Raw genomic sequence first — 21635 nt, forward strand, 5'->3', positions numbered from 1 at the left:
GGGGCCCTGTGATGTGGGCCCCCTTCAAGGGAATGCCGTCGGACGCGGCCGGGACATGCCCGATCGGGGCATTTCAACGGAACGGGTGGCGGGGCGAACGTGGAAGTGAATAACCGACAGTGACCAGGTACCAGTTGATGGTCAACGACCCCCTCCTCTTCGGAGTGGGCTTGCAGCTACAGTCGCCACTGGCGGTGACGAAAGCGCCGCATGAGGGCGGTTGACGGCGCCCCAGATGACTTTGGCGAGACTCGCGATGTTGCGGGCCGCGTTGTGATCGGCGTGCGCAACGATGCCGCACGACCGGCAGATGAAGAGTTCCTGGGAGGGTCTGTTCGCCTTGTCGATGTGGCCGCACCACGAGCAACGCTGGCTTGTGTACGCAGGGTCGACGTGGATGATCGGAATGCCGGCACGCTTCGCCTTGTAGGCGATAAAGCTGCCGAGCTGAGCAAAAGACCAGGAGTGGAATGTGGCCCGTTGAGGCTTCCTCAGCCGTGCCCGTTCGCGGATGCCGGTAAGGTTCTCCAGCGCGATCCCGCGCCCGGTGCGTTGAGCCTCGGCCACGATACTCTTTGCGATCTTGTGATTGACCTGGGCGGCATGCCGAGCCTCTCGTCCGGCACGCTGCTTCAGCTTGCGTTTGGCTGACTTGGTTCCGGTGGCTTGCAGCTCCGCACGAGTGCGCAGAGTGCTGGCCCGATACCTGTTCAGCTCCTCCCCGGCGAACGGTGTGCCCTCGTCGCTCGTCGTGGCGATGTTCACGATTCCGAGATCAACCCCCAGCCAGCCTGCGGGATGCCCGTTTGGTGTGGCCTCCGGCGTCTCGCATGTGGCGAGTAGGTACCACTTGCCGTCGCGGTGTACGAGATCGCTTTCGCCTCGCCGATAGCGGGCGAGGAGAGCAAGCTGATCGGCCGAGCCCGTGATCGAGATGCCTCGTAGCCTGCCCCGGACGGTCCAGATGCTGACCGTGCGCGCATCCAGTTGCCAAGAGAGGCACCGGTCGTCATAAGGCTGTGCCGCGTTGGCGCGAAAGGTGATAGGTCGCCCTTCCGCGTTCATCCTGCGCCTGGACCCAGGTTTCCCGTAGTTGCCTGCCCTCAGGTTTGCCTTGAGTGCGGCGTAGGCTCCTGCGACTTTACGGATCACGTGGATCGCAGGCTGGGCTGACAGGCCGTAATCGCACTTCACCTGTGCGTAGGCAAGATGCTGGAGTTTCATCTTTTCCGTCACGCAATGGCGGTGGGCCAGCCGAGAGATCCAGTTGACTGCCTCATTGGCCGTGCGCAACGTTTCCTGGAGCGCTCCGGCTTGTACTGCTGATGGCAGCAACTTGATTTGCACGACTGTCTTCACGGGGATCAACTTACGGATCGGATGCACGTCCGGGATTCGATTGTGCGTTGTTACTCAATTCGAGTGAACGGGAAGCGCTGATAGCTGTTGGGCGCGCGCTGGCGGTCCGCCGGGCTGGTGCGGGAGAGTGGAGGCATGCGCAAGGAACAGGCCCGCGCTTGGCTCGCCACCGCCTTCGCCGAGGCGCGCGCCGGGCTCGCCGAGGGCGGCATCCCGATCGGCGCAGCCCTTTACGGCCCCGACGGGAACCTCCTGGGTCGCGGCCACAACCGCCGAGTCCAGGACGACGACCCCTCCATGCACGCGGAAACGGCCGCGTTTCGTGCGGCGGGACGACAACGTACCTACCGCGGCTCGACCATGGTGACCACCCTTTCGCCGTGCTGGTACTGCAGCGGTCTGGTGCGGCAGTTCGGCATCTCACGGGTCGTGATCGGCGAGGCTGGCACGTTTCACGGCGGGCACGACTGGCTCGCCGAGCAAGGTGTGGAGATCGTGATCCTGGAGGACCCCGCTTGCGTCGAGCTGATGCGCGACTTCATCAAGGACAACCCGGCTCTATGGAACGAGGACATCGGTGAGTGAATCGCCTATCCCGACCATCGACCTTCGTCCCTGGAACGACGGCGATGCCGAGGCCCGCACGGTCCTCGCCCGGACCGTCGACCAGGCCTTGCAGGGCGCCGGTTTCCTACTGGTCACCGGGCACGGAGTGGATCCCGGGCTGCGCGGTGCCATCCGGGAGGCCGCGCGGAGGTTCTTCGTGCTGCCTGCCGAGGCCAAACGGGCCTACGAGGCGAAGGTCGGCGGGCGCGGGTGGCTGGGGCCAGGTGCCGAGGCCAACGGGTATGCGGAGGGCACCGCGACTCCGCCCGACCTGAAGGAGTCGTTGACCTTCGCCACGCACGAGCCGTTCGAGGACCCGGTCGTCAACGCCGAGTGGTACGCGCCGAACGTGTGGCCCGCTGAGGTCCCGGAGCTTCAGCCGCTGTGCGAGGAGTACCTCCAGAAGATGGCCTGGCTGGAGAAAGAGCTGCTGGCCCTGCTCGGGTACGCGCTCGGCCTGTCGCCAGACTTCTTCAGCCGACACATGGACCGTCCCACGTACGGCTTTAACATCAATTGGTACCCGGGCACCGAGGTTGTCGGAGCGCCTGCGCCTGGGCAGTTCCGCATTGGGCCGCACACCGACTTCGGCACGGTCACCATCCTCGACCGGCAGGCGGGGAAGGGCGGGTTGCAGGTCTACACCGATGGGGGTGGGTGGCAAGACGCTCCCTGCGATCCTGATTCGTTCACCATCAACATCGGTGATCTGATGGCCCGTTGGACCGGTGACCGGTGGCGGTCGGGTCGGCATCGGGTGCTGCCGCCGCCTGCCGACGAGCCCACCGAGGAGCTGATGTCCCTCGTCTACTTCGGCGAGTGCACCCCCGGGACGCTGGTGGAGTCCGTGTCGGCGCCGGTGGGACGGGTGGCGTACCCGCCCATCGACTCACATGTCTACCTACGGGAGAAGCTCGACTCGATCACAGTCGGTTGAGCGTCGGCTTGCCTGGGGCCCGGGGTATTCGAGGCGGCGTCCCAGCGCCTCTGTACCCTGGCCCGATCACATCGTGCGGGAGGGAACGCCCATGGTCGCTGCCCCGGTTCTGGAGGAGCTGCGGGAGGTCTGCCAGCCGCACGCCAAGCTGGCGAGCCGCAACGGGGAGCACTGGGCGGGCCGGCTGTACATGCGCAGGATCTCGCTGCGGTTCACCCGGCAGCTGGTGCGCACCCCGGTCACCCCGGACCAGCTGACCTGGACCATGGTGGTCTGCGGCATCGCCTCCGGCGCGGCCCTCCTGATCCCCGGCCCGACCGGTGCGGTCCTGGCCGTAGTCCTCATGCAGCTGTTCCTCCTCTTCGACTGCGTGGACGGCGAGGTCGCCCGCTGGAAGGGGCAGAACAGCGCGACCGGCATCTACGTGGACCGGCTCGGGGCCTACCTCGCGGACGCGGCGCTGATGGTGGGGATCGGGTTCCGGGCGGCGGAGAACGGCCTCGGCGGCTGGCTCTCGCTCGGCAGCGCCACCGCGCTCGGGGTGGTCCTGCTGAAGGCCTCGACCGACCTGGTGGACGTGGCCCGGGCCCGGCGCGGGCTCGGGGTGGCCGACGACGAGTCGACCCGGCCGCGGTCGCAGGGCGTGGCCACGGTCCGGCGGCTGGCGGCGGCCTTCAAGATCCACCGCGTGACGAACGGCATCGAGGCGTCCCTGGTCCTGCTGGCGGCGGCACTCGGCGACCTGGCCATGGGCGGGGTCGAGGTGACGAGGTGGGCGCTGGTCGCGCTCGCCGCGATCACCTGGCTGATGGTCCCCGCCCACCTGCTGTCGATCCTGGCGTCGTCGCGGCTGCGATGACGCGATTGCCCGGGGTGATCGCCCCGCAGTAGCGGGACACCGACCGCAATGATCGATTCGGCAGGTCACGGCCGCCGTCGCCCTCGGGTGGACGCAGCGCACTCGCCGCTCACCGGCAACGGCAAGTACCTGGCCTACTTCAACGGCAAGGTCCGTAAGACCTCCGCCACCGGTGCAAGGACTCCTCGGGTCGGCGGCTGAAGAACAAGGCCACCGGGCGCACCCTCGGGCCGGCGTCCAGCGGGGCCGTCGTCAGCGCTTCCGACTCGGGCGCTCCGCGCCGGCGCTGGCGCTGATCCCCGGCTTCTTCATGTGCGCCTGAAAAGCGCTCACTTCGGCTCCGCGCCGACCGACCGCCAGATCCTCTCGGGCAGGATCACCGCGGCCTCGTCGAGGTCGGCGTCGTCGACGCCGGAGAGCCAGCGGCGGGAGACGCCGATCACCGGGCCGAGGATCAGCGATTCGAGCAACGCCGGGGGCAGCGGGGCGAGTTCGCCGGAGGCGACGTACGTCTGGGCCCAGGCCGCGAGGGGGGAGAGGCGGGCCTCCTGGGCGTCGCGCAGGCGCTTGCCGTCGGCCATGCCCGCGCGGTCGGCGTAGGAGGAGTGCAGGAGCAGGGCGGCCTCCCGGTGCTCCTGGACGAAGCCCAGGTAGGCCGTGACCAGTGCCCGGATGCCGGTGTGGGCGGTGCGGGTGCCCTCCAGGGCCTTGACCAGCTCGTCCAGGAGCCGCCCCAGCCAGCGCAGCAGCAGCGCGTTCATCAGGCCGTCGATGCTGCCGAAGTGGTGGTAGAGGCTGCCCAGGCTGACCCCGCTCGCCCTGGTGACGGCACCGACTGTCAGGCCCTGGTCGCCCGCCTCGGCGTACACGCGCAGCGCGGCGTCCAGCAGCTGCTCCGCGGTGGCTTCCCCGCGCTGTTGTTTGCGGCTCATTCTGGAATACTTTTCTAGAAACTTATTTCAGAACAGTGTACTGCCTGGTGGGTACGGCCTGGCAGGCCTCGGCTCGCAGGCGCGCTGAACTCAGGGGGAGAGACGTGGACGGGGAACAGAACGGGGTCGAGCCGCTGGAGGACGACGATCCCCGGCGGATCGGACCGATCCCGCTGCTCGGCCGGCTCGGGGCCGGCGGCATGGGGCGGGTCTACCTGGGTGTGCACGAGGGCCGGTACGCGGCCGTCAAACAGGTGCTGCCCTCGGTGGTGGGTGAGGACAAGGACTTCGTACGGCGCTTCGGGCACGAGCTGGACAACCTCTCCCGGCTGCCCGCGGGAGCCACCGCGCCGCTGCTCGCGGGTGACCGGGCCGCCCGGCCGCCGTGGTTCGCCACCGCGTACGTGCCCGGGCTGACCCTGCGCGAGGCCGTCGAGGTGCACGGCGGACCGCTGCCGCCCGGGGCGCTGTGGCTGCTGCTGCGGGAGGCCGCGGCGGGGCTGGCCGCGGTGCACGAGCTGGACATGGTGCACCGGGACGTCAAGCCGTCGAACGTCATGCTGACCCTGGAGGGGGTCACCCTCATCGACTTCGGTGTGGCCCGGGCCGCCGAGCAGAGCCAGCTGACCCGGACCGGCATGGTGGTGGGCACTCCCGCCTACATGTCTCCCGAACAGGCCTCGGGGGCACGGCGCCTGACCGGCGCGGTGGACGTGTTCGCACTGGGTTCGGTGATCGCGTTCGCGGGCAGCGGCCGGCCGCCCTTCGGTGACGAGTCCGGGCACGGCGTGCTGTACCGGATCGTGCACGAGCAGCCCGACCTGGAGGAACTGCGGGAGGCCGACGCGGAGCTGGCCGCCGTCGTCGCGTCCTGCCTGGACAAGGATCCCGAGGGCCGGCCCACCGCCGCCGAACTCGTCGAACTGGCCGTCGGCCGGGGCCCGTCGGAGCCCCCGCTGTGGCCCGGGTCCATCACCGAACGGCTGACCGCCCGGGCGGCGTTCGCGGCGCGGGTGCCGGACGTGACGGTGGCGGAACCGGAACCGGAACCCGAGCCGGCGCCGGAGGCCGGGTCGGAGCCCGAGGTGGTCGTACGGCCCGACGGGAAGCAGCGGCCGGCCGAGCCCCGCGAACGGCGCCACAGGCGCGTCCTGTTGGCGGTCGTGCCGGCCGTGGTCGTCGTGGGTACGGCGACCCTGGCCTTCCAGCTCCTGCCGTACGCCACCGGCTCCGGCCGGAAGGACACCGCGGGCACCCCCGGGGCGTCCGTCTCCGCGTCGGCCGATCCGGCGCCCGGCCGGTCCTCCGCGAGCCCGTCGGGCAGCGGGAAGCCGGGCGGGAAGGGGCCGGCTTCTCCCGCGGGCAGGAAGAAGCGGGACAAGGGCGGTCCGGGCGGCGGCAAGGACGGCTCGGGCGCCTCCGGTGGCTCGGGTCCGGCGGGCGGTGGCAGCGGCACCACCGGCGGTGACCCGGGATCCGGCTCGGGCGGCTCGTCCGGCGGTTCCGGCAGCTCCTCCGGCGGCTCCTCCGGCAGTTCTTCGGGGGGTACTTCGGGCGGCTCCTCCTCAGGTGGTTCCTCGTCCGGCGGTTCCTCCTCCGGAGGGACCTCCACGGCCGGCCCCGGCACGGGCTCCTTCCGCCTCGAGAACGGCGAGAACGGCAAGTGCCTGATCCAGGTCTACGGCTCCACGGGCCTCGGTGACTGCTCGGACTCGTCCGCCAAGTGGACCTTCCGCAGCGCCTCCGGCGGCAGCGTCAAGGTCATCAACATGTCGAGCGGCGCGTGCCTGAGCGCGAACGGCAAGGGCCAGGCCGTCTTCGTCGGCGACTGCTCCCAGAGCAGCAGCCTGCGCCTGTGGAAGACGGGCTCCGGCAACTCCCTGAGCACCGTCTACGACGGCGGCTGCCTCGACCTCGCCTTCGGTGGCGGGGTGGCCGAGGCGACCTGCCAGTCGGGGGCCGCCTCCCAGAGCTGGGCGAGGACGTGAGGCGGGGCGCCTAGGCGTGCACGCGGAGCAGCAGCTTCCCCGTGCTCGCCCGGGAGCCCATCAACCGGTGCGCCTCCGCAGCCTCCTCCAGCGCGAACTCGGCCGTGACCGGCAAGGACACCGTGCCGTCGACCGCCTTGGCGAAGGCCTGCTCGGACAGGCGGCGCAGCTCGGCCGGGGCCGTCTTCGAAAGGTTCAGGATGGAGAAGCCGGAGACCGAGATGCCCAGCGGGTACAGCTCGGGCTGGCCCACGGTCCACGGCTCGGCGGAGCCGGCGTTGCCGAAGGAGACCAGGCGGCCGAAGGGGGCGAGGGAGGCGAGGCCCGCGCGCAGGGTGTCGCCGCCGACGGGGTCCAGGACCAGGTCGACGCCCCGGCCGCCGGTGGCCTGCCGCACCGGGTCCTGGAAGGCGCCGACGAACACCTCGTCGTAGCCGTGCTCCTTGGCGTAGGCCGCCTTCGCCGCCGAGGACACCACGCCGTACACCGCCCCGGCCCCCGCCGCGCGGGCCAGCCGGCCGGCCACCGTGCCGACCCCGCCCGCCGCTCCCTGGACGAGGACCGTCTCGCCGGGCTGGAGCCGGCCGACCGTGTGGATCAGGGCGTAGGCCGTCGGCAGGACCGTCGGGAGGGTGGCCGCCGTGCGCAGGTCCACGCCCGCGGGGACCGGGAAGACGGTGGTCGTGTCGGCCACGGCCACCTCGGCGTACGCCCCGCCCTCGGTCAGTGCCGCCACCTCCTGGCCGACGGCCAGTCCGGTGACGCCCGCGCCGAGTGCGCGGATCCGGCCGGAGACCTCCAGGCCGGGGACGTACGGCAGCCGAGGCACCCGGTAGCCCTCCGCGCGGGCCTTCAGGTCGGCGAAGTTCACGCCCGTGTAGGCCACGTCGATGCTCACCTGGCCGGGGCCGGGCTCGGGCACCTCGGCCGTCACCGCCCTCAGCACCTCGGGACCGCCGTACTCCTGGAACTCGACCGCGCGCATGCCGTACCTCCGGCTCGAGAGAGTGTTCAATGAAAAGCGAACACTGGCGAGTGTATGATTTTCATCGAACACTCGGCAAGTGGGCAATGGGGAGGACGGCATGGCCGCGAGCAGTCACCGGGCCGCCCCGGAGCACACCCACCCCGGCGACGTGCCCGTCCTCACCGCGCTCGCCGCCCTCGCGGACCCCGTACGCCTCACCCTGGTCAGGGAGTTGGCCGGCTCCGCCGAGTGGTCCCGCAGCTGCGGCAGCTTCGACGTGCCGGTCGGCAAGGCGGCCCTCAGCCACCACTTCGCGGTGCTGCGCGGAGCGGGTCTCGTCGAGCAGCGGGACGAGGGGCCCAAGCGGGTCAACCGGCTGCGCCGGGCGGAGTTCGACGCGCGCTTCCCGGGGCTTCTCGACCTCGTCCTGCGCACCCCCGACCCGGGGTCCCGGCAGGGCTGAAGCAGGTCCTGACAGACCTTCACATTCCTTTTGGTGCCCGTTCGTTGAGCGTTCGGGCCGGAGTCTCCCCGGCTGCGGACGATCCTGCCCCCGCTCACGCAGGAGTACCGGGTGGCCACTCAGAGAACAGAGACCGACAGACCTCGTCAGACCGGTGAGCCCCGCCTGAAGGTCGGCGCTCCGACGGTCCTGCCCAGCCGGCGCTCCCGGGTGCGCCGGCTGGCCCCGCGCGCCGTCGCGGCCGCCACGGCGCTCTGCGCGCTCGTGGTGTTCGTCCAGGGGCATGTCACCCTGCCGTTCACCCGCATCGTCACGATCGAGGCCAAGATGGCCTCGAAGGCGGACTACTTCGAGGATCCCGAGGTCCAGCGGCTGCTCGTGCGGCACGGCTTCCGGGTGCACATCACCCGCATGGGCTCGCGCGGCATCGCCGCCCAGAACTACGACAGCTACGACGTGGTCTTCCCCTCCGGGCAGCCCGCCGCCGACCTGATCACCAAACGGCGCGCGGCCGAGGGCCGCCCGGCGACGACGTACCGCCCGTTCGTCAGCCCGATCGTGCTCGGCACCTACCGCGAGTACGCCGAGACGCTGCAGGAGGCCGGGATCGCCACCCCGCTGCCGGGCGTGCCCGCCGGGGCGAAGCCGCTCTACTACTCGCTCGACATGGAGAAGTTCCTGCGGACGACCGCCGACGGACGGCGCTGGGACGGCCTCGGTGTCGAGCGGCACGGCATCCACAACGGAAACAAGGTGCTCGCCCAGACCTCCGACATCTGCGAGGCCAACTCCGCCGGCACGTACCTGGGGCTGGTCTCCTACGTGTGGAACCACGACAACATCCCGCAGAACGCGACCGAGGCGACCCGCTTCGCCGAGCGGATCCGGCTGCTGCTCAACGACCAGGGCATGCCGTCCTCGGAGAAGAACGAGACCTACGTCTCCGCCGAGGGCAAGAGCATCTCCCCGATCGCGGTCATCTACGAGCACCAGTTCCTGGCCCACCAGCTCGCCGCCCAGGCGGACTCCGGCCACGTCGACAGCGAGCGCGTCCTGCTCTACCCGACGGCGCAGACCGTCACCGAACCGCAGCTCATCGCGCTCACCCCCGAGGGCAGCCGGCTCGGCGACCTGATCACCACCGACCCGGCCCTGCAGAACCGCGCGATGGAGCTGGGCTTCCGGGTCCGGGACGCCGCCGGTGCCGCCTCCACCAGCGACGCGCTGAGCCGGTTCCTGCGCGTCCGCCACATCCAGGCACCCGTCCTCTCTGCGGACGACACCAAGGCAGTGCTGCCCCGCCTCGAACTGCTGGAGCGGATGATCGAGGTGGTCGGGGACTGCGCCCCGGTCGCGCAGTCGGCGGCCGGCGGGGAGGCGCCGTGACCGCACGCCACGCGGGCGCCCGGCCCCTCACCCTCGCCCTCTGCCTGATCCTCCTCGCCGCCCTGGTCTCCTGTTCCGGCGGCGGCAGCGGCCCCGACACCACCCTGCGCGTGCTGGCCAGCGACGAACTCGCCGACATGAAACCGCTGTTGGACCAGTTGCGCGAGGACACCGGGGTCCGCCTGGACATGGACTACAAACCGACCAACGACGCCGGCGACACGCTGCTGACCGGCCGCCACTCCTACGACCTGGCCTGGCTCTCCTCCGACCGCTACCTCCGGCTCCGGGCGAAGCAGGCCCCCGCCGGGGCCACCCCGGCCACCGGCGTGCAGCGCACCTCGATCATGCGCTCGCCGGTCGTCGTCGGCCTCACCCAGGACGTGGCACGCCGGCTGCGCCCCAAGGCGCCCGGCGGACGCGTCTCCTGGGCGGACATCGCCGACGCCGCCGCCACCGGCACCGTCCGCTTCGGCATGGCCGACCCCCGGCACAGCAACAGCGGCCTCGCCGCCCTCGTCGGTGTCGCCACCGCCGCGGCCGGCACCGGCGGCGCCCTGCGCCCCGAGGACGTCAGCTGCGACCGGCTGCGCGGCTTCCGCTCCGGCCAGACCCTGACCGCCGCGACCTCCCACGACCTGCTCGACGCCTTCGCCCGCCGCCCCGGCCGCACCAACGCCCTGATCACCTACGAGTCCGAACTGCTGACCCTGAACGCCTCCGGACGGCTGGCGCAGCCGCTCGACATCGTGCACCCCGCCGACGGCATGGTCCTGTCCGACTACCCGCTGCTCCTGCTCGACCCCGCCCGCCGGGACGCCTACGACCGGGTGGTGGAGTGGCTGACGGACGCCGGCCACCAGCGGGACATCATGCGGCGCACCCTGCGCCGCCCGGTCGACACCGCCGTCCACCGCGACGAACGGCTGCGGGCGCCCCTGGACAACGCGCTGTACTTCCCCGACGACCCGGCCGTCCTCGACCGGCTCCTGGACGACTACGGAGACCCCCGGCGCCGCGCCGCCGACCAGGTGATCTTCCTGCTCGACTTCTCCGACTCCATGCGCGGCGCCCGTACGACCGCGCTGCGCGCCGCGTTCGCGGGTCTGAGCGGGGCGGACTCCTCGGCCGTGGCCAAGTTCGTCCGCTTCTACCAGGGCGAGCGGCTGACCGCGGTCCGCTTCGGCGGCCGGCCCCTGGACGAGCGCACGGTCACCGTCCACGGCGCGGCCGACCTCACCCGGCTCGCGGACTTCGTCGCCGACGGCGGCTACGACGGCTCCACGGCGGTCTGGTCCGCCCTGGACCACGGCTACGCCACCGCCGAACGGGCCGTGCGCGAGGACCCCGGGCGGGCGGTGTCCATCGTGCTGATGACCGACGGCGAGAGCAACGCGGGCATCGACCGCGCCACGTTCGTCAGCCGCTACCGGGCCCGCCCCGCCGAGGCCCGCGCGGTGCACACCTATCCCGTCCACTTCGGGGACGCCGACGCGGCGGAACTGCGGCAGGTCGCCTCGGTGACCGGCGGCCGCATGGTCGACGCCGACGGCTCGTCCCTGTCCGGCGCGTTCAAGGAGATCCGTGGCTGTTCTTGACGGCACCTGGTGGAGCGCCTGGTGGGGCGCGATGACATGGTGGCTGGCGGCCTTCGCCGGCCTGCTCGTGCTGGCCGCGCTCGTCGTACGGCAGGCCGTCCGGCGGGCCAGGAAGGCACCCGAGGACCCCAGCTACCTTCCGCTGTACCTGGACAACGACGCCGTCATGAGCCTGTTCAAGATGGGCAACTACCGGTCGGCGCTGCGCCGGGAGGTCGAGGAGCGGCGGGTCCGCAACACCGGCTGTCTGGCGGTGATTCCCATGGTGTCCCTGCTGTTCCAGCTGACCGGGGGCAGAACCACCGAGGTCGTCGCCAAGTACGTCGAGAACAGCGAGCCGATCTCCGTGATCGGCCTGCTGCTGTCCGTCCTGCAGCGCGGGGACGCGCTCGTCCGGGTGCGGCTGCGGCGGGACTCCGCAACGGTCACGCCGAACCGGGCCCTGCTCGCGGACGGGGCCGCCGACGAGGTGGTACTCAGCGAGATCGGCGAGTTCGTCATGATCACCGGCCGGTTCGAGGCGCAGGGCACCCGGGGCGAGACGCTGGTGATGCGGGCTCCCTACGGAGACGGCGAGCAGGCCGCGCACCTGAGGGTCGTCCTGCGCGTCGAGGGGCTGCGCACCCCGGACCGGCAGCTGCCCGAGGGCGAGTTCCAGGCACACTGCCTGGGCAAGGTGACGAGCTGGCGCTCCGGCACCCGCGAGGTCGTGCTGCAGTACCCGGTGGCCGTCTTCCAGTGAGGGCGTCCGACCTGCGCCCATCGGCACCGCCGATGCCCCCATCGGCAGGACGCCCCACCAGCCCGTGGACCGGTATCGGCGGCCGCTCGTAGCTTCCGGGCATGACCTCAGAGCACAAGGGCACGGCCCAGCTGACCACCGCGATGATGCTGTCCGGCACCCTCGGCGTCTTCGTCGTCGAATCGGGCGCCCCGCCCTTCGACGTCGTCTTCTTCCGCGTCCTGTTCGGCGCCCTCGCCCTCGGCGGCTACGTCGTCGCACGCGGCTGGCTGCGGGACCACGGCTTCACCCCGCGCACCCTCGGACTCGCCGTCCTGGGCGGGGTGTTCATCGTCTTCAACTGGGTGCTGCTGTTCCAGTCGTACGAGAACACGTCCATCTCCGTGGCCACCGTGGTCTACCACACGCAGCCCTTCTACGTGGTCCTCCTCGGCGCCCTCCTCTTCCGGGAGCGGCTCACCGCCGCCCGTGTCGGCTGGATCGCCGTCGCCTTCGCGGGCCTGATCCTGGTCTCCGGCGTGACCCCCGCAGACTTCACCGGCGGCGGTGCCTACCTCACCGGCATCGGCCAGGCGTTGCTCGCCGCCCTCCTCTACGGCCTGTCCACCCTGGTCACCAAGCGGATCACCGGCGTGCGCCCGCATCTGATCGCCCTCGTCCAGGTCCTGGTCGGCATCCCGCTGCTGCTCCCGTTCACCGACTTCGGCGCGATGGCCGGCACAGGCTGGGACTGGGGCTGGCTGATCGGGCTCGGCCTCATCCACACCGGCGTGATGTACGTGCTCATGTACGCCGCCTACGCCCAGCTGCCCACCGCGAAGATCGCCGTACTCGCCTTCGTCTACCCGGCCGTCGCGATGGTGATGGACTGGGCGGTGTACGGCCACCACATCGGCCTCGTCCAGGCGCTGGGCGTCCCGCTGATCGTGACGGCGAGCCTGAAGGTCACCCTTGCTCGGCCACGAGCCGCCGCGCCTGCTCCACGAACAGCCGCGCATGAGCCGGAAGCCGCTTCCCGGACCGCCACGCCAGCTGCGTGCGAAGCGTGAACGGAGGCTCCCAGCCGAGCCGTACCAGGGAGCCCTCCGCGAGTTCGGCGGCGACCGTCACCTCGGGCAGCAGTGCCGTCCCGAGGCCGGCCGCCGCCGCGCGTTTGGTGGCCTCGATCGTGCCGAACTCCATGAACTCCACCGGCTTCAGCGCGGTGAGCTCCCGCTCGAACAGGTCCCGGTAGGCGCAGCCGGGCTCGGTGGCCAGCAGGGCCTGCCCGGTCAGGTCGGCCGTCGTGACCGGCCGTCCGGCCAGCGGGTGTCCGGGCGCCGCGACCAGCGCCAGCGGCTCCACCGCGAGCACCGCGCTCTCCAGACCCGGATGCCGGGTCTCCTCCTCCATCAGGAAACCGACGTCGTACGTCCCCTGCCGCAGCGCCCGCCGGGTCTCGTCGCCGATGGTGGTCCGCAGGGCGAGCCGCACCTTCGGGTGGCGGTGGTGGAAGTACTCCAGCAGCGGAGGCAGCCGGTAGGAGGTCAGGGACTCCATGGTGCCGACCGTGAGGGTGCCGGACGGCTCCTCGGCACCGGTGACGGCCGCCCGGGCCTCCTCGGCCAGCTCGATGATCTGCCGGGCGTAGGGCAGCAGCCGCCCGCCCGCCTCGGTGAGCCTGATGCGGCTGCCGAGCCGGTCGAACAGCTCGACGCCCAGGTCGGACTCCAGGGCGCGGATCTGGCTCGTCACGCTGGACTGCGCGTACGACAGTTCGGCCGCCGCACGGGTGAAGCTCAGGACCGTGGCGACCTTCTCGAAGGTGACGAGCAGCCGGAGTTCCATGTGTCAGTCGCTCTTCGGGTCGTCCTTGTCGAGGGACTTGAGGAACTCGGGGTTGTCGTCGGGGGCGACCCAGGCGGCGGCGCCGCGGTGTCCCGCCGGGAAGGGGGACGGAGCGGAGCCCGCCCCGGGGGCGCGCCGCACCTTGCCGGTGACCAGCCAGGCGACCGGGCCCACCAGCACCTCGCCGAACAGCAGGATGATGATCACCCAAACCACCTTCGGCAGGTGGCGCACCTCTTCTTCGGGAGTGTTCAGACAGTCCACGAAGGCGTAGATCCACAACGCCAGGACCAGCAGGAACGGCAGATACCTGAGCATCGGTGTGCGCTCTTTCCGACAGGTGAGTGGGCCCCGGTGGCGGGCCCAGGTTAGCGGGTGACAGATACTGGGACACATGGCTTACGACGATCTTCGCTCCCTGCTCAGGGCGCTGGAGCGCGAGGGAGACCTCAAGCGCATCAAGGCCGAGGTCGACCCGTATCTGGAGGTCGGGGAGATCGTCGACCGGGTGCAGAAGTCCGGGGGACCGGCGCTGCTCTTCGAGAACGTGAAGGGCTCGGCGATGCCCCTCGCGATGAACGTCTTCGGGACCGACCGGCGGCTGCTGAAGGCGCTGGGCCTGAAGTCGTACGGCGAGATCTCCGAGAAGATCGGCGGGCTGCTGCGGCCCGAGCTGCCACACGGGTTCGTGGGCGTGCGCGAGGCGTTCGGGAAGCTGGGCGCGATGGCGCACGTGCCGCCGAAGAAGGTGAAGGAAGCGCCCGCACAGGAAGTCGTCCTGCGCGGCGACGACGTGGACCTCGACCGGCTCCCGGCCCTGTTCACCTGGCCGAAGGACGGCGGCTCCTTCTTCAACCTGGGGCTCACCCACACCAAGGACCCGGAGACCGGGATCCGCAACCTCGGGCTCTACCGCCTCCAGCGGCACGACAGGCGCACCATCGGCATGCACTGGCAGATCCACAAGGACAGCCGGAACCACTACCAGGTGGCGGCCCGGCGCGGCGAGCGCCTCCCGGTGGCCATCGCCTTCGGCTGCCCCCCTGCCGTCACCTACGCCTCCACCGCGCCCCTGCCCGGCGACATCGACGAGTACCTCTTCGCGGGGTTCATCGCGGGCAAGCGCATCGAGATGGTCGACTGCAAGACGGTCCCGCTCCAGGTCCCCGCGAACGCCGAGGTCGTCCTTGAGGGCTGGCTGGAGCCCGGCGAGATGCTCCCCGAGGGTCCCTTCGGCGACCACACCGGCTTCTACACGCCGCAGGAGCCGTTCCCGGCGCTGAAGATCGACTGTGTGACGATGCGGAAGCGCCCGCTGCTCCAGTCGATCGTGGTGGGCAGGCCCCCGACGGAGGACGGCCCGCTCGGCCGCGCCACGGAGCGCTTCTTCCTGCCCCTGCTGAAGATCATCGTCCCGGACATCGTCGACTACCACCTGCCCGAGGCCGGCGGCTTCCACAACTGCGCGATCGTCTCGATCGACAAGAAGTACCCGAAGCACGCACAGAAGGTCATGCACGCGATCTGGGGGGCCCACATGATGTCCCTCACCAAGCTGATCGTGGTCGTCGACTCCGACTGCGACGTGCACGACCTGCACGAGGTCGCCTGGCGGGCCCTCGGCAACACGGACTACGCCCGTGACCTGACCGTCGCGGAAGGCCCCGTCGACCACCTCGACCACGCCTCCTACCAGCAGTTCTGGGGCGGCAAGGCGGGCATCGACGCGACGAAGAAGTGGCCCGAGGAGGGCTACACGCGCGACGGCGGATGGCCGGACATGGTGGAGTCCGACCCGGATACGGCGGCCCTGGTGGACCGCCGCTGGAAGGAGTACGGCCTGTGAGCAGCGCCTCCGCGGCACTCCCGCAGCCGGGACGCACCAAGGCGTTCCTGCGCCTGGTGATGATCGAGCACTCGGTCTTCGCGCTCCCCTTCGCCTACATCGCCGCCCTCACCGCGATGTTCCAGTGGGACCGGAACATCCACTGGGGACGGCTCCTCCTCGTCACCGTCTGCATGGTCGGCCTGCGCACCTTCGCCATGGCGGTCAACCGGATCATCGACCGCGAGATCGACGCCCGGAACCCGCGGACGGCACACCGCGAGCTGGTGACCGGCGCGATGTCGGTGAAGCACGCCTGGACCGGCGCCCTGATCGCCCTGGCGGTCTTCCTCGGCGCGGCCGCCCTGCTGAACCCGCTCTGCCTGGCCCTGGCCCCCATCGCGGTGATCCCGATGGTGGTCTACCCGTACGGGAAGCGGTTCACGAACTTCCCGCAGGCCATCCTGGGCCTCGCCCAGGCGATGGGCCCGGTCGGCGGCTGGCTCGCGATCACCGGCGAGTGGTCCTGGGACGCGGTGATCCTGGGCCTCGCCGTCGGCATCTGGATCGGCGGCTTCGACCTGATCTACGCCTGCCAGGACGTCGAGACCGACCGCGAGACCGGCGTCATGTCGGTCCCGGCCCGCTTCGGCATCCCGGCGGCGATCTGGGGCGCACGCGCGTGCCACGCCGTCACCACGGCCCTGTTCGTCTGGTACGCCCTGAGCACCCACGCCGGCGCCTTCTTCTGGCTGGGCCTGGTGATCGTCGCGGCCGCCTTCGGATACGAGCACCGCATCGTCCGCCCGCATGACCTGTCCCGTCTGAACAGGGCGTTCTTCAGCGTCAACGGTTTCATCGGCATTGCCCTGTTCGTGTGCGCGCTGCTGGATCTTCTGGTTCGAGGGCTGACTGTCTGAGTACGGTGCGGTGCCGCGGGTGGCCCGGCCTGAGCACCAATTCGTCCGCCGGTACGCTCAAGGTGTGAACGCAGGAAATACGCAGCGCGCGCCTTGGATCGTGGGGGTGTCCGGAGCTTCCGGGACGCCGTATGCCGCTGCCGTGCTGCGGGCGCTGCTGGACGCCGGGGAGGCCGTGGACCTGGTGGTCAGCCGGGCCTCGCGGCTGACGCTGCTGGACGAGACGGGGATCTCGTTCCGGGACGCGCACTGGCAGGAGGACCTGCGGGAATGGCTGGCCCGGGGCGCCGACGGCAAGCCCGGGACGTTCGACGTGGACGTCAGCGCGGTGCGGTACTGGAGCGCGGGGGATCTCGCGGCGGGGCCGTCCTCGGGGTCGTACCCGGCGAAGGGGATGCTCATCGTGCCCGCCTCGACCGCCTGTGTCGCCGGTGTCGCCCTCGGGCTGTCCAAGGATCTGCTGCAGCGCACGGCGAGCGTCACACTGAAGGAGCGCCGGCCGCTGGTCGTGGCCGTACGGGAGACCCCCTTGAACGGTCAGACCCTGCGGCACCTGGTCGCACTCGACGACGCGGGGGCGAGTGTGGTGCCGGCCTCGCCCGCCTTCTACGCGGGCGCGACCCACATCCAGGATCTGGTGGACTTCGTCGCCGGGCGGGTGCTGGACGCGGCGGGCGTCGGGCACGGTCTGTACCGGCGCTGGAAGGGCGATCTGGGCGGCGGTTCAGCGGCCCGTTAGCCGAGCAAGTCGCAGTACCTCTCATCACTTCAGCAACGTCAGAACTTTTCCAGGGGAAGGCTTCGATCGCATGGACGCGGTGGACAGGCAGCTCATCCAGGCCCTGAGGGAGAACGGCCGGGCCTCCTACGCGGAGCTGGGGCGCCTCGTCGGCCTGTCGGGACCCAGTGTCACCGACCGCATCAACCGGCTGGAGGCGGCCGGTGTCATCACCGGTTACCGCGCCACCGTGAACGCGGCCTCCCTCGGCCTCGGCGTGACCGCCCTGATCGGCATCTCGCTGTCCGACGCCGCCGACCACGAGGACGTGGCCCAGCGGCTGAAGGAACTCCCCGAGATCGAGGACTGCTGGTTCATCGCCGGCGACGACTCCTACATGCTCAAGGTGCGGGCGGCCGACGTGGACGGGCTGGAGCGGATCATCCGGCGGCTGAGCGGGACCAAGGGCGTCTCCCGCACCCGCACCACGATCGTGCTGTCCACCAAGTGGGAGAACCGGGTCGGCGAACTTCCCGAAGAGGTGTAGGGAGCTTTCGGCGCCGTGTGGGGGTACCGCCCGCCCGAAGGGTGGGGGAGCTTTCGGCGCCGTGTGGGGGGTGCCGTCCGCCCGAAGGGCGGGGAGTACGGTTGGTCGGGCTGTCGAGGAAAGGTGTTGGCATGGACGTCGGGCTCAAGCGCGAGCTGGAGGAGAAGGTCCGCTCCGGTGAGCGGCTGACCCGTGAGGACGGCATCGCGCTGTACGAGTCGGACGACCTGGCATGGCTCGGCGGTCTCGCGCACGAGGTGCGGACGAGGAAGAACGGCGACGTCGTCCACTTCAACGTCAACCGGCACCTCAACATGACCAACGTGTGCACGGCCTCCTGCGCCTACTGCTCCTTCCAGCGCAAGCCGGGCGAGAAGGACGCGTACACGATGCGCATCGAGGAGGCCGTCCGGCTCGCCAAGGCGATGGAGTCGGAGAACCTCACCGAGCTGCACATCGTCAACGGCCTGCACCCCAACCTGCCGTGGCGCTACTACCCGCGCTCGCTGCGGGAGCTGAAGGCCGCCCTGCCGGACGTCTCGCTGAAGGCGTTCACGGCGACGGAGATCCACCACTTCGAGACCATCTCCGGGCTGTCCGCCTCCGAGATCCTCGACGAACTGATCGACGCCGGTCTGGAGTCCCTCACCGGCGGCGGCGCGGAGATCTTCGACTGGGAGGTCCGCCAGCACATCGTGGACCACAGGACCCACTGGGAGGACTGGTCCCGCATCCACCGGCTGGCGCACGAGAAGGGTCTGAAGACCCCGTGCACCATGCTGTACGGGCACATCGAGGAGCCCCGCCACCGGGTCGACCACGTCCTGCGCCTACGTGAGCTGCAGGACGAGACGAACGGCTTCCAGGTCTTCATCCCGCTGCGCTACCAGCACGACTTCGTGGACATGAAGGACGGCAAGGTACGCAACCGGCTGCAGGCCCGGACCCAGATGGCGACCGGCGCCGAGGCGCTGAAGACCTTCGCGGTCTCCCGGCTGCTCTTCGACAACGTGCCGCACGTCAAGGTCTTCTGGGTCATGCACGGCGTGCAGACCGCCCAGCTCGCCCTCCAGCACGGCGCCGACGACATGGACGGCTCGGTGGTGGAGTACAAGATCACGCACGACGCGGACAACTACGGCACCCCGAACAAGCTGACCCGCGACGACCTGCTGGACCTGATCCGCGACGCCGGCTTCCGTCCGGTGGAGCGCAACACCCGGTACGAGATCATCCGCGAGTACGACGGCCCGGACCCGCTGCGCCGGGAGTCGCCGCAGCCCATGCGGGTCTGAGCCGGTGACGCTGTCGTTCGAGCTGGACCCGGCCGTCTCGCCCGCCCTCAGGGACGAGGTGCTCTCGCTGTGGGCGGACGTGTCCAACGCGGGCGGCTCGGTCGGCTTCGTGCCGCCGGTGACCACGGACGAGATACGCCCCGAGCTGGTCAGGCACCTCGTCGCGATGGCCGAGGGCCGCACCCGGCTGCTGGTGGGCCGGGACGGGACGGGCGCGGTCGTGGCGACCGCGTTCCTCACCCGCAACACGCACCGGCTGATGCGGCACTGGGTGTGGCTGTACACGGTGATGGTCCACCCCCGGCACCAGGGCAAGGGCTACGGCCGCGACCTCCTGGAGGCCGCGGCCGACGCCGCCCGCGGCCTCGACGGCATCGAGGCCATCCGGCTCACCTGCCGGGGCGGCCTCGGCCTGGAGCGGTTCTACGGCTCCTGCGGCTACAAGGAGGTCGGCCGGATACCCGGCGCGATCCGGGTCGCGCCCGGCGACGACCGGGACGACATCTTCATGCTGCTGCCGCTGCCCTGACCCCGCTGCAAGATCGGGTCCACACCGTGCTTCACTGGACGGTGCCCCTATTTGGAATCGGAAGAGTGGATTGAGATGCTCCGCTACACGCTGATGCGCCTCGGCATCTTCGCCGGCTGCTTCGTGGTCGTCTGGGGAGCCGTCTACTCCGGGATCTTCCCGCGCGGCTTCGGCGACTCCAACTTCCTGTGGGTCATGCTGCTCGCTCTGGTGCTCTCGGCGCCGATCAGCTTCGTGGTGCTGCGCAGGGAGCGGGACCGGGCCTCCGTGCAGATCGTGGGCCGGGTCGACCGGATGAAGGCCAACCTGGATGCCAACCGCAGCCAGGAGGACGTGGCGGACGACTCCGCGCGGGCGCAGGGCGGGGCAGCCACGCCCAACTAGGCTTGCCCCTCATGGGTGCCGTGAAGACCAAACGGATGCCGAGGGCGGTTCGGGAGCAGCAGATGCTCGATGCCGCCGTGCGGATCTTCGGCCAACGCGGCTACATGGCCGCCTCGATGGACGAGATAGCCGAGCTGGCGGGCGTGTCCAAGCCGCTGGTCTATCTGTACCTGAACTCGAAGGAAGACCTCTTCACCGCCTGCATCCGCCGCGAGGCCGGTGCCCTCACCCAGGCCGTCCGGGCCGGGGTCCGCGCGGGGCTGCCCGCCGACCGCCAGCTGTGGGACGGGCTCCAGGCGTTCTTCGCGCACACCGCCGAGCACCCCGACGGCTGGTCCGTGCTGCACCTCCAGGCCCGCACCCACGGCGAGAGCTTCGCCGCCGAGGTCAGCGCGATGCGCGAGGAGATCGTCGCGTTCGTGACCCAGCTGATCGCAGAGGCGGCCCGTGCCGCCCACCGGGACCCCGACCTCCGTGACCACGAGGTCGCAGGCCTGGCCGAGGCCCTGGTCGGCGCCGCCGAGTCCCTCGCCGCCTGGGCGAACACCACGGACGGCGTCACCGCCAGGGAGGCCGCGTCCACCCTGATGAACTTCGCCTGGTCGGGTCTGGGCAATCTGATGCAGGGGCGTCCCTGGGCTCCGCCGCAGGACTAGGCGCCGTCGGGGTCCTCATCGTTGCCGGGTGCGAACAACCCCCATGCACCCCCACCCGGCAACGGCGACGCACCCGTACGGCGCCTAGCTCACCTCCCCGGTCAGGTGCAGGCGGCCCCCGGCGCCCCGCAGCTCGAAACGGCCCGCGCCGTCCGCGCCGTACCTCACCGTCCCCGGCAGCAGTACCGGCGCCCGGAACTCGGCCCGGACCGCGGTGGAGCCGCTCGTGCCGTGGGCGGCCAGGCTGCGGGCGACCGTCCACATGCCGTGCGCGACGGCCCGCGGGAAGCCGAAGAGGCGGGCGGCGAGGGGGTGCAGGTGGATGGGGTTGCGGTCACCGGAGGCGGCGCCGTAGCGGCGGCCGACGTCCCCGGCGAGCCGCCACTCGGCCAGGACGGGCAGCGGGGCCGGGCGCTCGTCCCCGGGCCGGCCGGGCCGGCCGGGTGTCCGGTGCCGGGCGAGGTAGGTGCTCCGCGACTCCCACACGGCGTCCCCGCCGGCCGACAGCTCGGTGACCACCGTGGCCTGTGTGCCGCGCCGGTGCTGGGTCAGCCCCTCGATGTGGACGGCCAGTTCGTACTCCCGGGTGGCCGGCAGGGCGGTGCGGCGGACGATCTCGACCGAGGTGTGGACCAGGCCGAGCAGCGGCAGCGGGAAGTCCCGGCCGCTCATCAGGCGCATGGCCAGCGGGAAGCCGAGGACGTGCGGATAGGTGACGGGCAGCGCGTCCGTGCCGTCGGCCGAGCCGGTGGCGAAGCCGCACACCCGCTCGTAGGCGGCCAGCCGGGCCAGGTCGATGCGCAGGCCGGGCAGCACCAGCCGGGTGCGCGGGAAGTCCGCTTCCGGGGACGGGCGCTTGAGGGGAGAGCGCAGCGCGCCCCGGGCCAGCAGCGGGGCCAGCGCGGGAGCGGCGGCCAGGGTGAAGCTCAGACGGCGGTCGGCCATGTCCAACTCCCGCACGACTCGGTCCAAAGTCCTTACTCTGGAGTAAGGTTACCGTAGGTAAGCCTATGCCACGACTGGGGAGCGGTCGAGATGAGTCACCTTGGACCACCTCGGCCGACAGGGGTGGGCGGGCGGGCGGGTGGGGGAAGTTG

Annotated in this window: 23 protein-coding genes and 1 pseudogene; 18 read left to right on the top strand and 6 right to left on the bottom strand. The window is 70.9% G+C overall.

The window, feature by feature from the left end:
• Window positions 1–141 precede the first annotated feature (141 nt).
• Window positions 142–1359: an RNA-guided endonuclease InsQ/TnpB family protein gene (locus tag AC07DS_RS24190; protein ID WP_479148421.1), complete on the bottom strand. Its 1218-nt coding sequence runs from the start codon at window positions 1357–1359 to the stop codon at window positions 142–144.
• Window positions 1360–1494: 135 nt separating this feature from the next.
• Between AC07DS_RS24190 and AC07DS_RS24195 the strand changes: the two genes are divergently transcribed.
• The 4 genes from AC07DS_RS24195 to AC07DS_RS24210 all read left to right on the top strand — a co-directional run bounded on the left by AC07DS_RS24195 (window position 1495) and on the right by AC07DS_RS24210 (window position 3962).
• The gene (locus AC07DS_RS24195) at window positions 1495–1944 is read left to right on the top strand and encodes a nucleoside deaminase (RefSeq protein WP_479148423.1); all 450 of its coding nucleotides are present in this window, start codon (window positions 1495–1497) and stop codon (window positions 1942–1944) included.
• Complete coding sequence (locus tag AC07DS_RS24200) at window positions 1937–2902, top strand: isopenicillin N synthase family dioxygenase (protein ID WP_479148425.1); 966 nt, start codon at window positions 1937–1939, stop codon at window positions 2900–2902. The genes AC07DS_RS24195 and AC07DS_RS24200 overlap by 8 nt, the downstream gene beginning before the upstream one ends.
• 91 nt (window positions 2903–2993) lie before the next feature.
• Window positions 2994–3761, top strand: a complete 768-nt coding sequence (locus tag AC07DS_RS24205; RefSeq protein WP_479148427.1) for a CDP-alcohol phosphatidyltransferase family protein — start codon at window positions 2994–2996, stop codon at window positions 3759–3761.
• A gap of 48 nt (window positions 3762–3809) precedes the next feature.
• Window positions 3810–3962: a hypothetical protein gene (locus tag AC07DS_RS24210; protein ID WP_479148429.1), complete on the top strand. Its 153-nt coding sequence runs from the start codon at window positions 3810–3812 to the stop codon at window positions 3960–3962.
• A 128-nt stretch (window positions 3963–4090) separates the two neighbouring features.
• On the opposite strand, the gene AC07DS_RS24215 is transcribed toward AC07DS_RS24210, so the two are convergent.
• On the bottom strand, window positions 4091–4693 hold the full coding sequence (locus tag AC07DS_RS24215) for a TetR/AcrR family transcriptional regulator (protein WP_479148431.1): 603 nt from the start codon (window positions 4691–4693) through the stop codon (window positions 4091–4093).
• A 104-nt stretch (window positions 4694–4797) separates the two neighbouring features.
• Here AC07DS_RS24215 and AC07DS_RS24220 point away from each other — a divergent pair, with 104 nt between their 5' ends.
• On the top strand, window positions 4798–6681 hold the full coding sequence (locus AC07DS_RS24220) for a serine/threonine-protein kinase (RefSeq protein ID WP_479148433.1): 1884 nt from the start codon (window positions 4798–4800) through the stop codon (window positions 6679–6681).
• A gap of 10 nt (window positions 6682–6691) precedes the next feature.
• Here the strand turns inward: AC07DS_RS24220 and AC07DS_RS24225 are convergent, their stop codons facing one another.
• Window positions 6692–7666, bottom strand: coding sequence for a quinone oxidoreductase family protein (locus tag AC07DS_RS24225; RefSeq protein ID WP_479148435.1), 975 nt, complete (start codon window positions 7664–7666; stop codon window positions 6692–6694).
• Between the two features lie 100 nt (window positions 7667–7766).
• Here AC07DS_RS24225 and AC07DS_RS24230 point away from each other — a divergent pair, with 100 nt between their 5' ends.
• The 5 genes from AC07DS_RS24230 (at window position 7767) to AC07DS_RS24250 (ending at window position 12886) form a co-directional block, all read left to right on the top strand.
• Complete coding sequence (locus AC07DS_RS24230; protein ID WP_479148437.1) at window positions 7767–8111, top strand: ArsR/SmtB family transcription factor; 345 nt, start codon at window positions 7767–7769, stop codon at window positions 8109–8111.
• A gap of 111 nt (window positions 8112–8222) precedes the next feature.
• A complete protein-coding gene (locus AC07DS_RS24235; protein ID WP_479148439.1) occupies window positions 8223–9497 on the top strand; it encodes a hypothetical protein in 1275 nt (424 codons plus the stop codon).
• Window positions 9494–11095 carry a vWA domain-containing protein gene (locus AC07DS_RS24240; protein WP_479148441.1) on the top strand — a complete coding sequence of 534 codons (1602 nt, stop codon included), beginning with the start codon at window positions 9494–9496 and terminating at the stop codon, window positions 11093–11095. Before AC07DS_RS24235 ends, AC07DS_RS24240 begins: the two co-directional genes overlap by 4 nt.
• Window positions 11082–11837, top strand: a complete 756-nt coding sequence (locus tag AC07DS_RS24245) for a hypothetical protein (RefSeq protein ID WP_479148443.1) — start codon at window positions 11082–11084, stop codon at window positions 11835–11837. Before AC07DS_RS24240 ends, AC07DS_RS24245 begins: the two co-directional genes overlap by 14 nt.
• 101 nt (window positions 11838–11938) lie before the next feature.
• The gene (locus AC07DS_RS24250; protein WP_479148445.1) at window positions 11939–12886 is read left to right on the top strand and encodes a DMT family transporter; all 948 of its coding nucleotides are present in this window, start codon (window positions 11939–11941) and stop codon (window positions 12884–12886) included.
• On the opposite strand, the gene AC07DS_RS24255 is transcribed toward AC07DS_RS24250, so the two are convergent.
• Window positions 12783–13664, bottom strand: coding sequence for a LysR family transcriptional regulator (locus tag AC07DS_RS24255; RefSeq protein WP_479148446.1), 882 nt, complete (start codon window positions 13662–13664; stop codon window positions 12783–12785). The two genes, AC07DS_RS24250 and AC07DS_RS24255, sit on opposite strands and share 104 nt — an antisense overlap.
• 6 nt (window positions 13665–13670) lie before the next feature.
• Window positions 13671–13982, bottom strand: a pseudogene (locus AC07DS_RS24260) (PLD nuclease N-terminal domain-containing protein); the annotation flags it as partial.
• 76 nt (window positions 13983–14058) lie between these two features.
• Between AC07DS_RS24260 and AC07DS_RS24265 the strand changes: the two are divergent.
• The 8 genes from AC07DS_RS24265 to AC07DS_RS24300 all read left to right on the top strand — a co-directional run bounded on the left by AC07DS_RS24265 (window position 14059) and on the right by AC07DS_RS24300 (window position 20538).
• Window positions 14059–15510, top strand: a complete 1452-nt coding sequence (locus AC07DS_RS24265) for a menaquinone biosynthesis decarboxylase (RefSeq protein WP_479148448.1) — start codon at window positions 14059–14061, stop codon at window positions 15508–15510.
• The gene (gene mqnP, locus AC07DS_RS24270; protein ID WP_479148450.1) at window positions 15507–16409 is read left to right on the top strand and encodes a menaquinone biosynthesis prenyltransferase MqnP; all 903 of its coding nucleotides are present in this window, start codon (window positions 15507–15509) and stop codon (window positions 16407–16409) included. Before AC07DS_RS24265 ends, mqnP begins: the two co-directional genes overlap by 4 nt.
• A gap of 64 nt (window positions 16410–16473) precedes the next feature.
• Window positions 16474–17148: a UbiX family flavin prenyltransferase gene (locus tag AC07DS_RS24275; RefSeq protein WP_479148452.1), complete on the top strand. Its 675-nt coding sequence runs from the start codon at window positions 16474–16476 to the stop codon at window positions 17146–17148.
• 70 nt (window positions 17149–17218) lie between these two features.
• Window positions 17219–17674: an Lrp/AsnC family transcriptional regulator gene (locus AC07DS_RS24280; RefSeq protein ID WP_066995366.1), complete on the top strand. Its 456-nt coding sequence runs from the start codon at window positions 17219–17221 to the stop codon at window positions 17672–17674.
• A gap of 131 nt (window positions 17675–17805) precedes the next feature.
• Complete coding sequence (mqnE, locus tag AC07DS_RS24285; RefSeq protein WP_145884865.1) at window positions 17806–18969, top strand: aminofutalosine synthase MqnE; 1164 nt, start codon at window positions 17806–17808, stop codon at window positions 18967–18969.
• A gap of 4 nt (window positions 18970–18973) precedes the next feature.
• Window positions 18974–19498 (top strand): N-acetyltransferase family protein, encoded by a 525-nt coding sequence (locus AC07DS_RS24290; protein ID WP_479148455.1) that lies wholly within the window; start codon window positions 18974–18976, stop codon window positions 19496–19498.
• A gap of 75 nt (window positions 19499–19573) precedes the next feature.
• Window positions 19574–19882, top strand: coding sequence for a DUF4229 domain-containing protein (locus AC07DS_RS24295; RefSeq protein ID WP_479148457.1), 309 nt, complete (start codon window positions 19574–19576; stop codon window positions 19880–19882).
• A gap of 11 nt (window positions 19883–19893) precedes the next feature.
• Window positions 19894–20538, top strand: a complete 645-nt coding sequence (locus AC07DS_RS24300) for a TetR/AcrR family transcriptional regulator (RefSeq protein ID WP_479148459.1) — start codon at window positions 19894–19896, stop codon at window positions 20536–20538.
• A gap of 84 nt (window positions 20539–20622) precedes the next feature.
• Here the strand turns inward: AC07DS_RS24300 and AC07DS_RS24305 are convergent, their stop codons facing one another.
• Window positions 20623–21483 (bottom strand): MaoC family dehydratase, encoded by an 861-nt coding sequence (locus AC07DS_RS24305; protein WP_479148460.1) that lies wholly within the window; start codon window positions 21481–21483, stop codon window positions 20623–20625.
• Window positions 21484–21635 lie beyond the last annotated feature (152 nt).

Source organism: Streptomyces sp. NPDC044064 (assembly GCF_056434245.1).

Bases quoted from the DNA above. Each gene is read 5' to 3' on its own strand.
- AC07DS_RS24195 (WP_479148423.1), top strand. From the start codon at position 1,495: ATGCGCAAGGAACAGGCCCGCGCTTGGCTCGCCACCGCCTTCGCCGAG.
- AC07DS_RS24205 (WP_479148427.1), top strand. From the start codon at position 2,994: ATGGTCGCTGCCCCGGTTCTGGAGGAGCTGCGGGAGGTCTGCCAGCCG.
- AC07DS_RS24210 (WP_479148429.1), top strand. From the start codon at position 3,810: ATGATCGATTCGGCAGGTCACGGCCGCCGTCGCCCTCGGGTGGACGCA.
- AC07DS_RS24215 (WP_479148431.1), bottom strand. From the start codon at position 4,693: ATGAGCCGCAAACAACAGCGCGGGGAAGCCACCGCGGAGCAGCTGCTG.
- AC07DS_RS24225 (WP_479148435.1), bottom strand. From the start codon at position 7,666: ATGCGCGCGGTCGAGTTCCAGGAGTACGGCGGTCCCGAGGTGCTGAGG.
- AC07DS_RS24230 (WP_479148437.1), top strand. From the start codon at position 7,767: ATGGCCGCGAGCAGTCACCGGGCCGCCCCGGAGCACACCCACCCCGGC.
- AC07DS_RS24250 (WP_479148445.1), top strand. From the start codon at position 11,939: ATGACCTCAGAGCACAAGGGCACGGCCCAGCTGACCACCGCGATGATG.
- AC07DS_RS24255 (WP_479148446.1), bottom strand. From the start codon at position 13,664: ATGGAACTCCGGCTGCTCGTCACCTTCGAGAAGGTCGCCACGGTCCTG.
- AC07DS_RS24265 (WP_479148448.1), top strand. From the start codon at position 14,059: ATGGCTTACGACGATCTTCGCTCCCTGCTCAGGGCGCTGGAGCGCGAG.
- AC07DS_RS24280 (WP_066995366.1), top strand. From the start codon at position 17,219: ATGGACGCGGTGGACAGGCAGCTCATCCAGGCCCTGAGGGAGAACGGC.
- mqnE (WP_145884865.1), top strand. From the start codon at position 17,806: ATGGACGTCGGGCTCAAGCGCGAGCTGGAGGAGAAGGTCCGCTCCGGT.
- AC07DS_RS24295 (WP_479148457.1), top strand. From the start codon at position 19,574: ATGCTCCGCTACACGCTGATGCGCCTCGGCATCTTCGCCGGCTGCTTC.
- AC07DS_RS24300 (WP_479148459.1), top strand. From the start codon at position 19,894: ATGGGTGCCGTGAAGACCAAACGGATGCCGAGGGCGGTTCGGGAGCAG.
- AC07DS_RS24305 (WP_479148460.1), bottom strand. From the start codon at position 21,483: ATGGCCGACCGCCGTCTGAGCTTCACCCTGGCCGCCGCTCCCGCGCTG.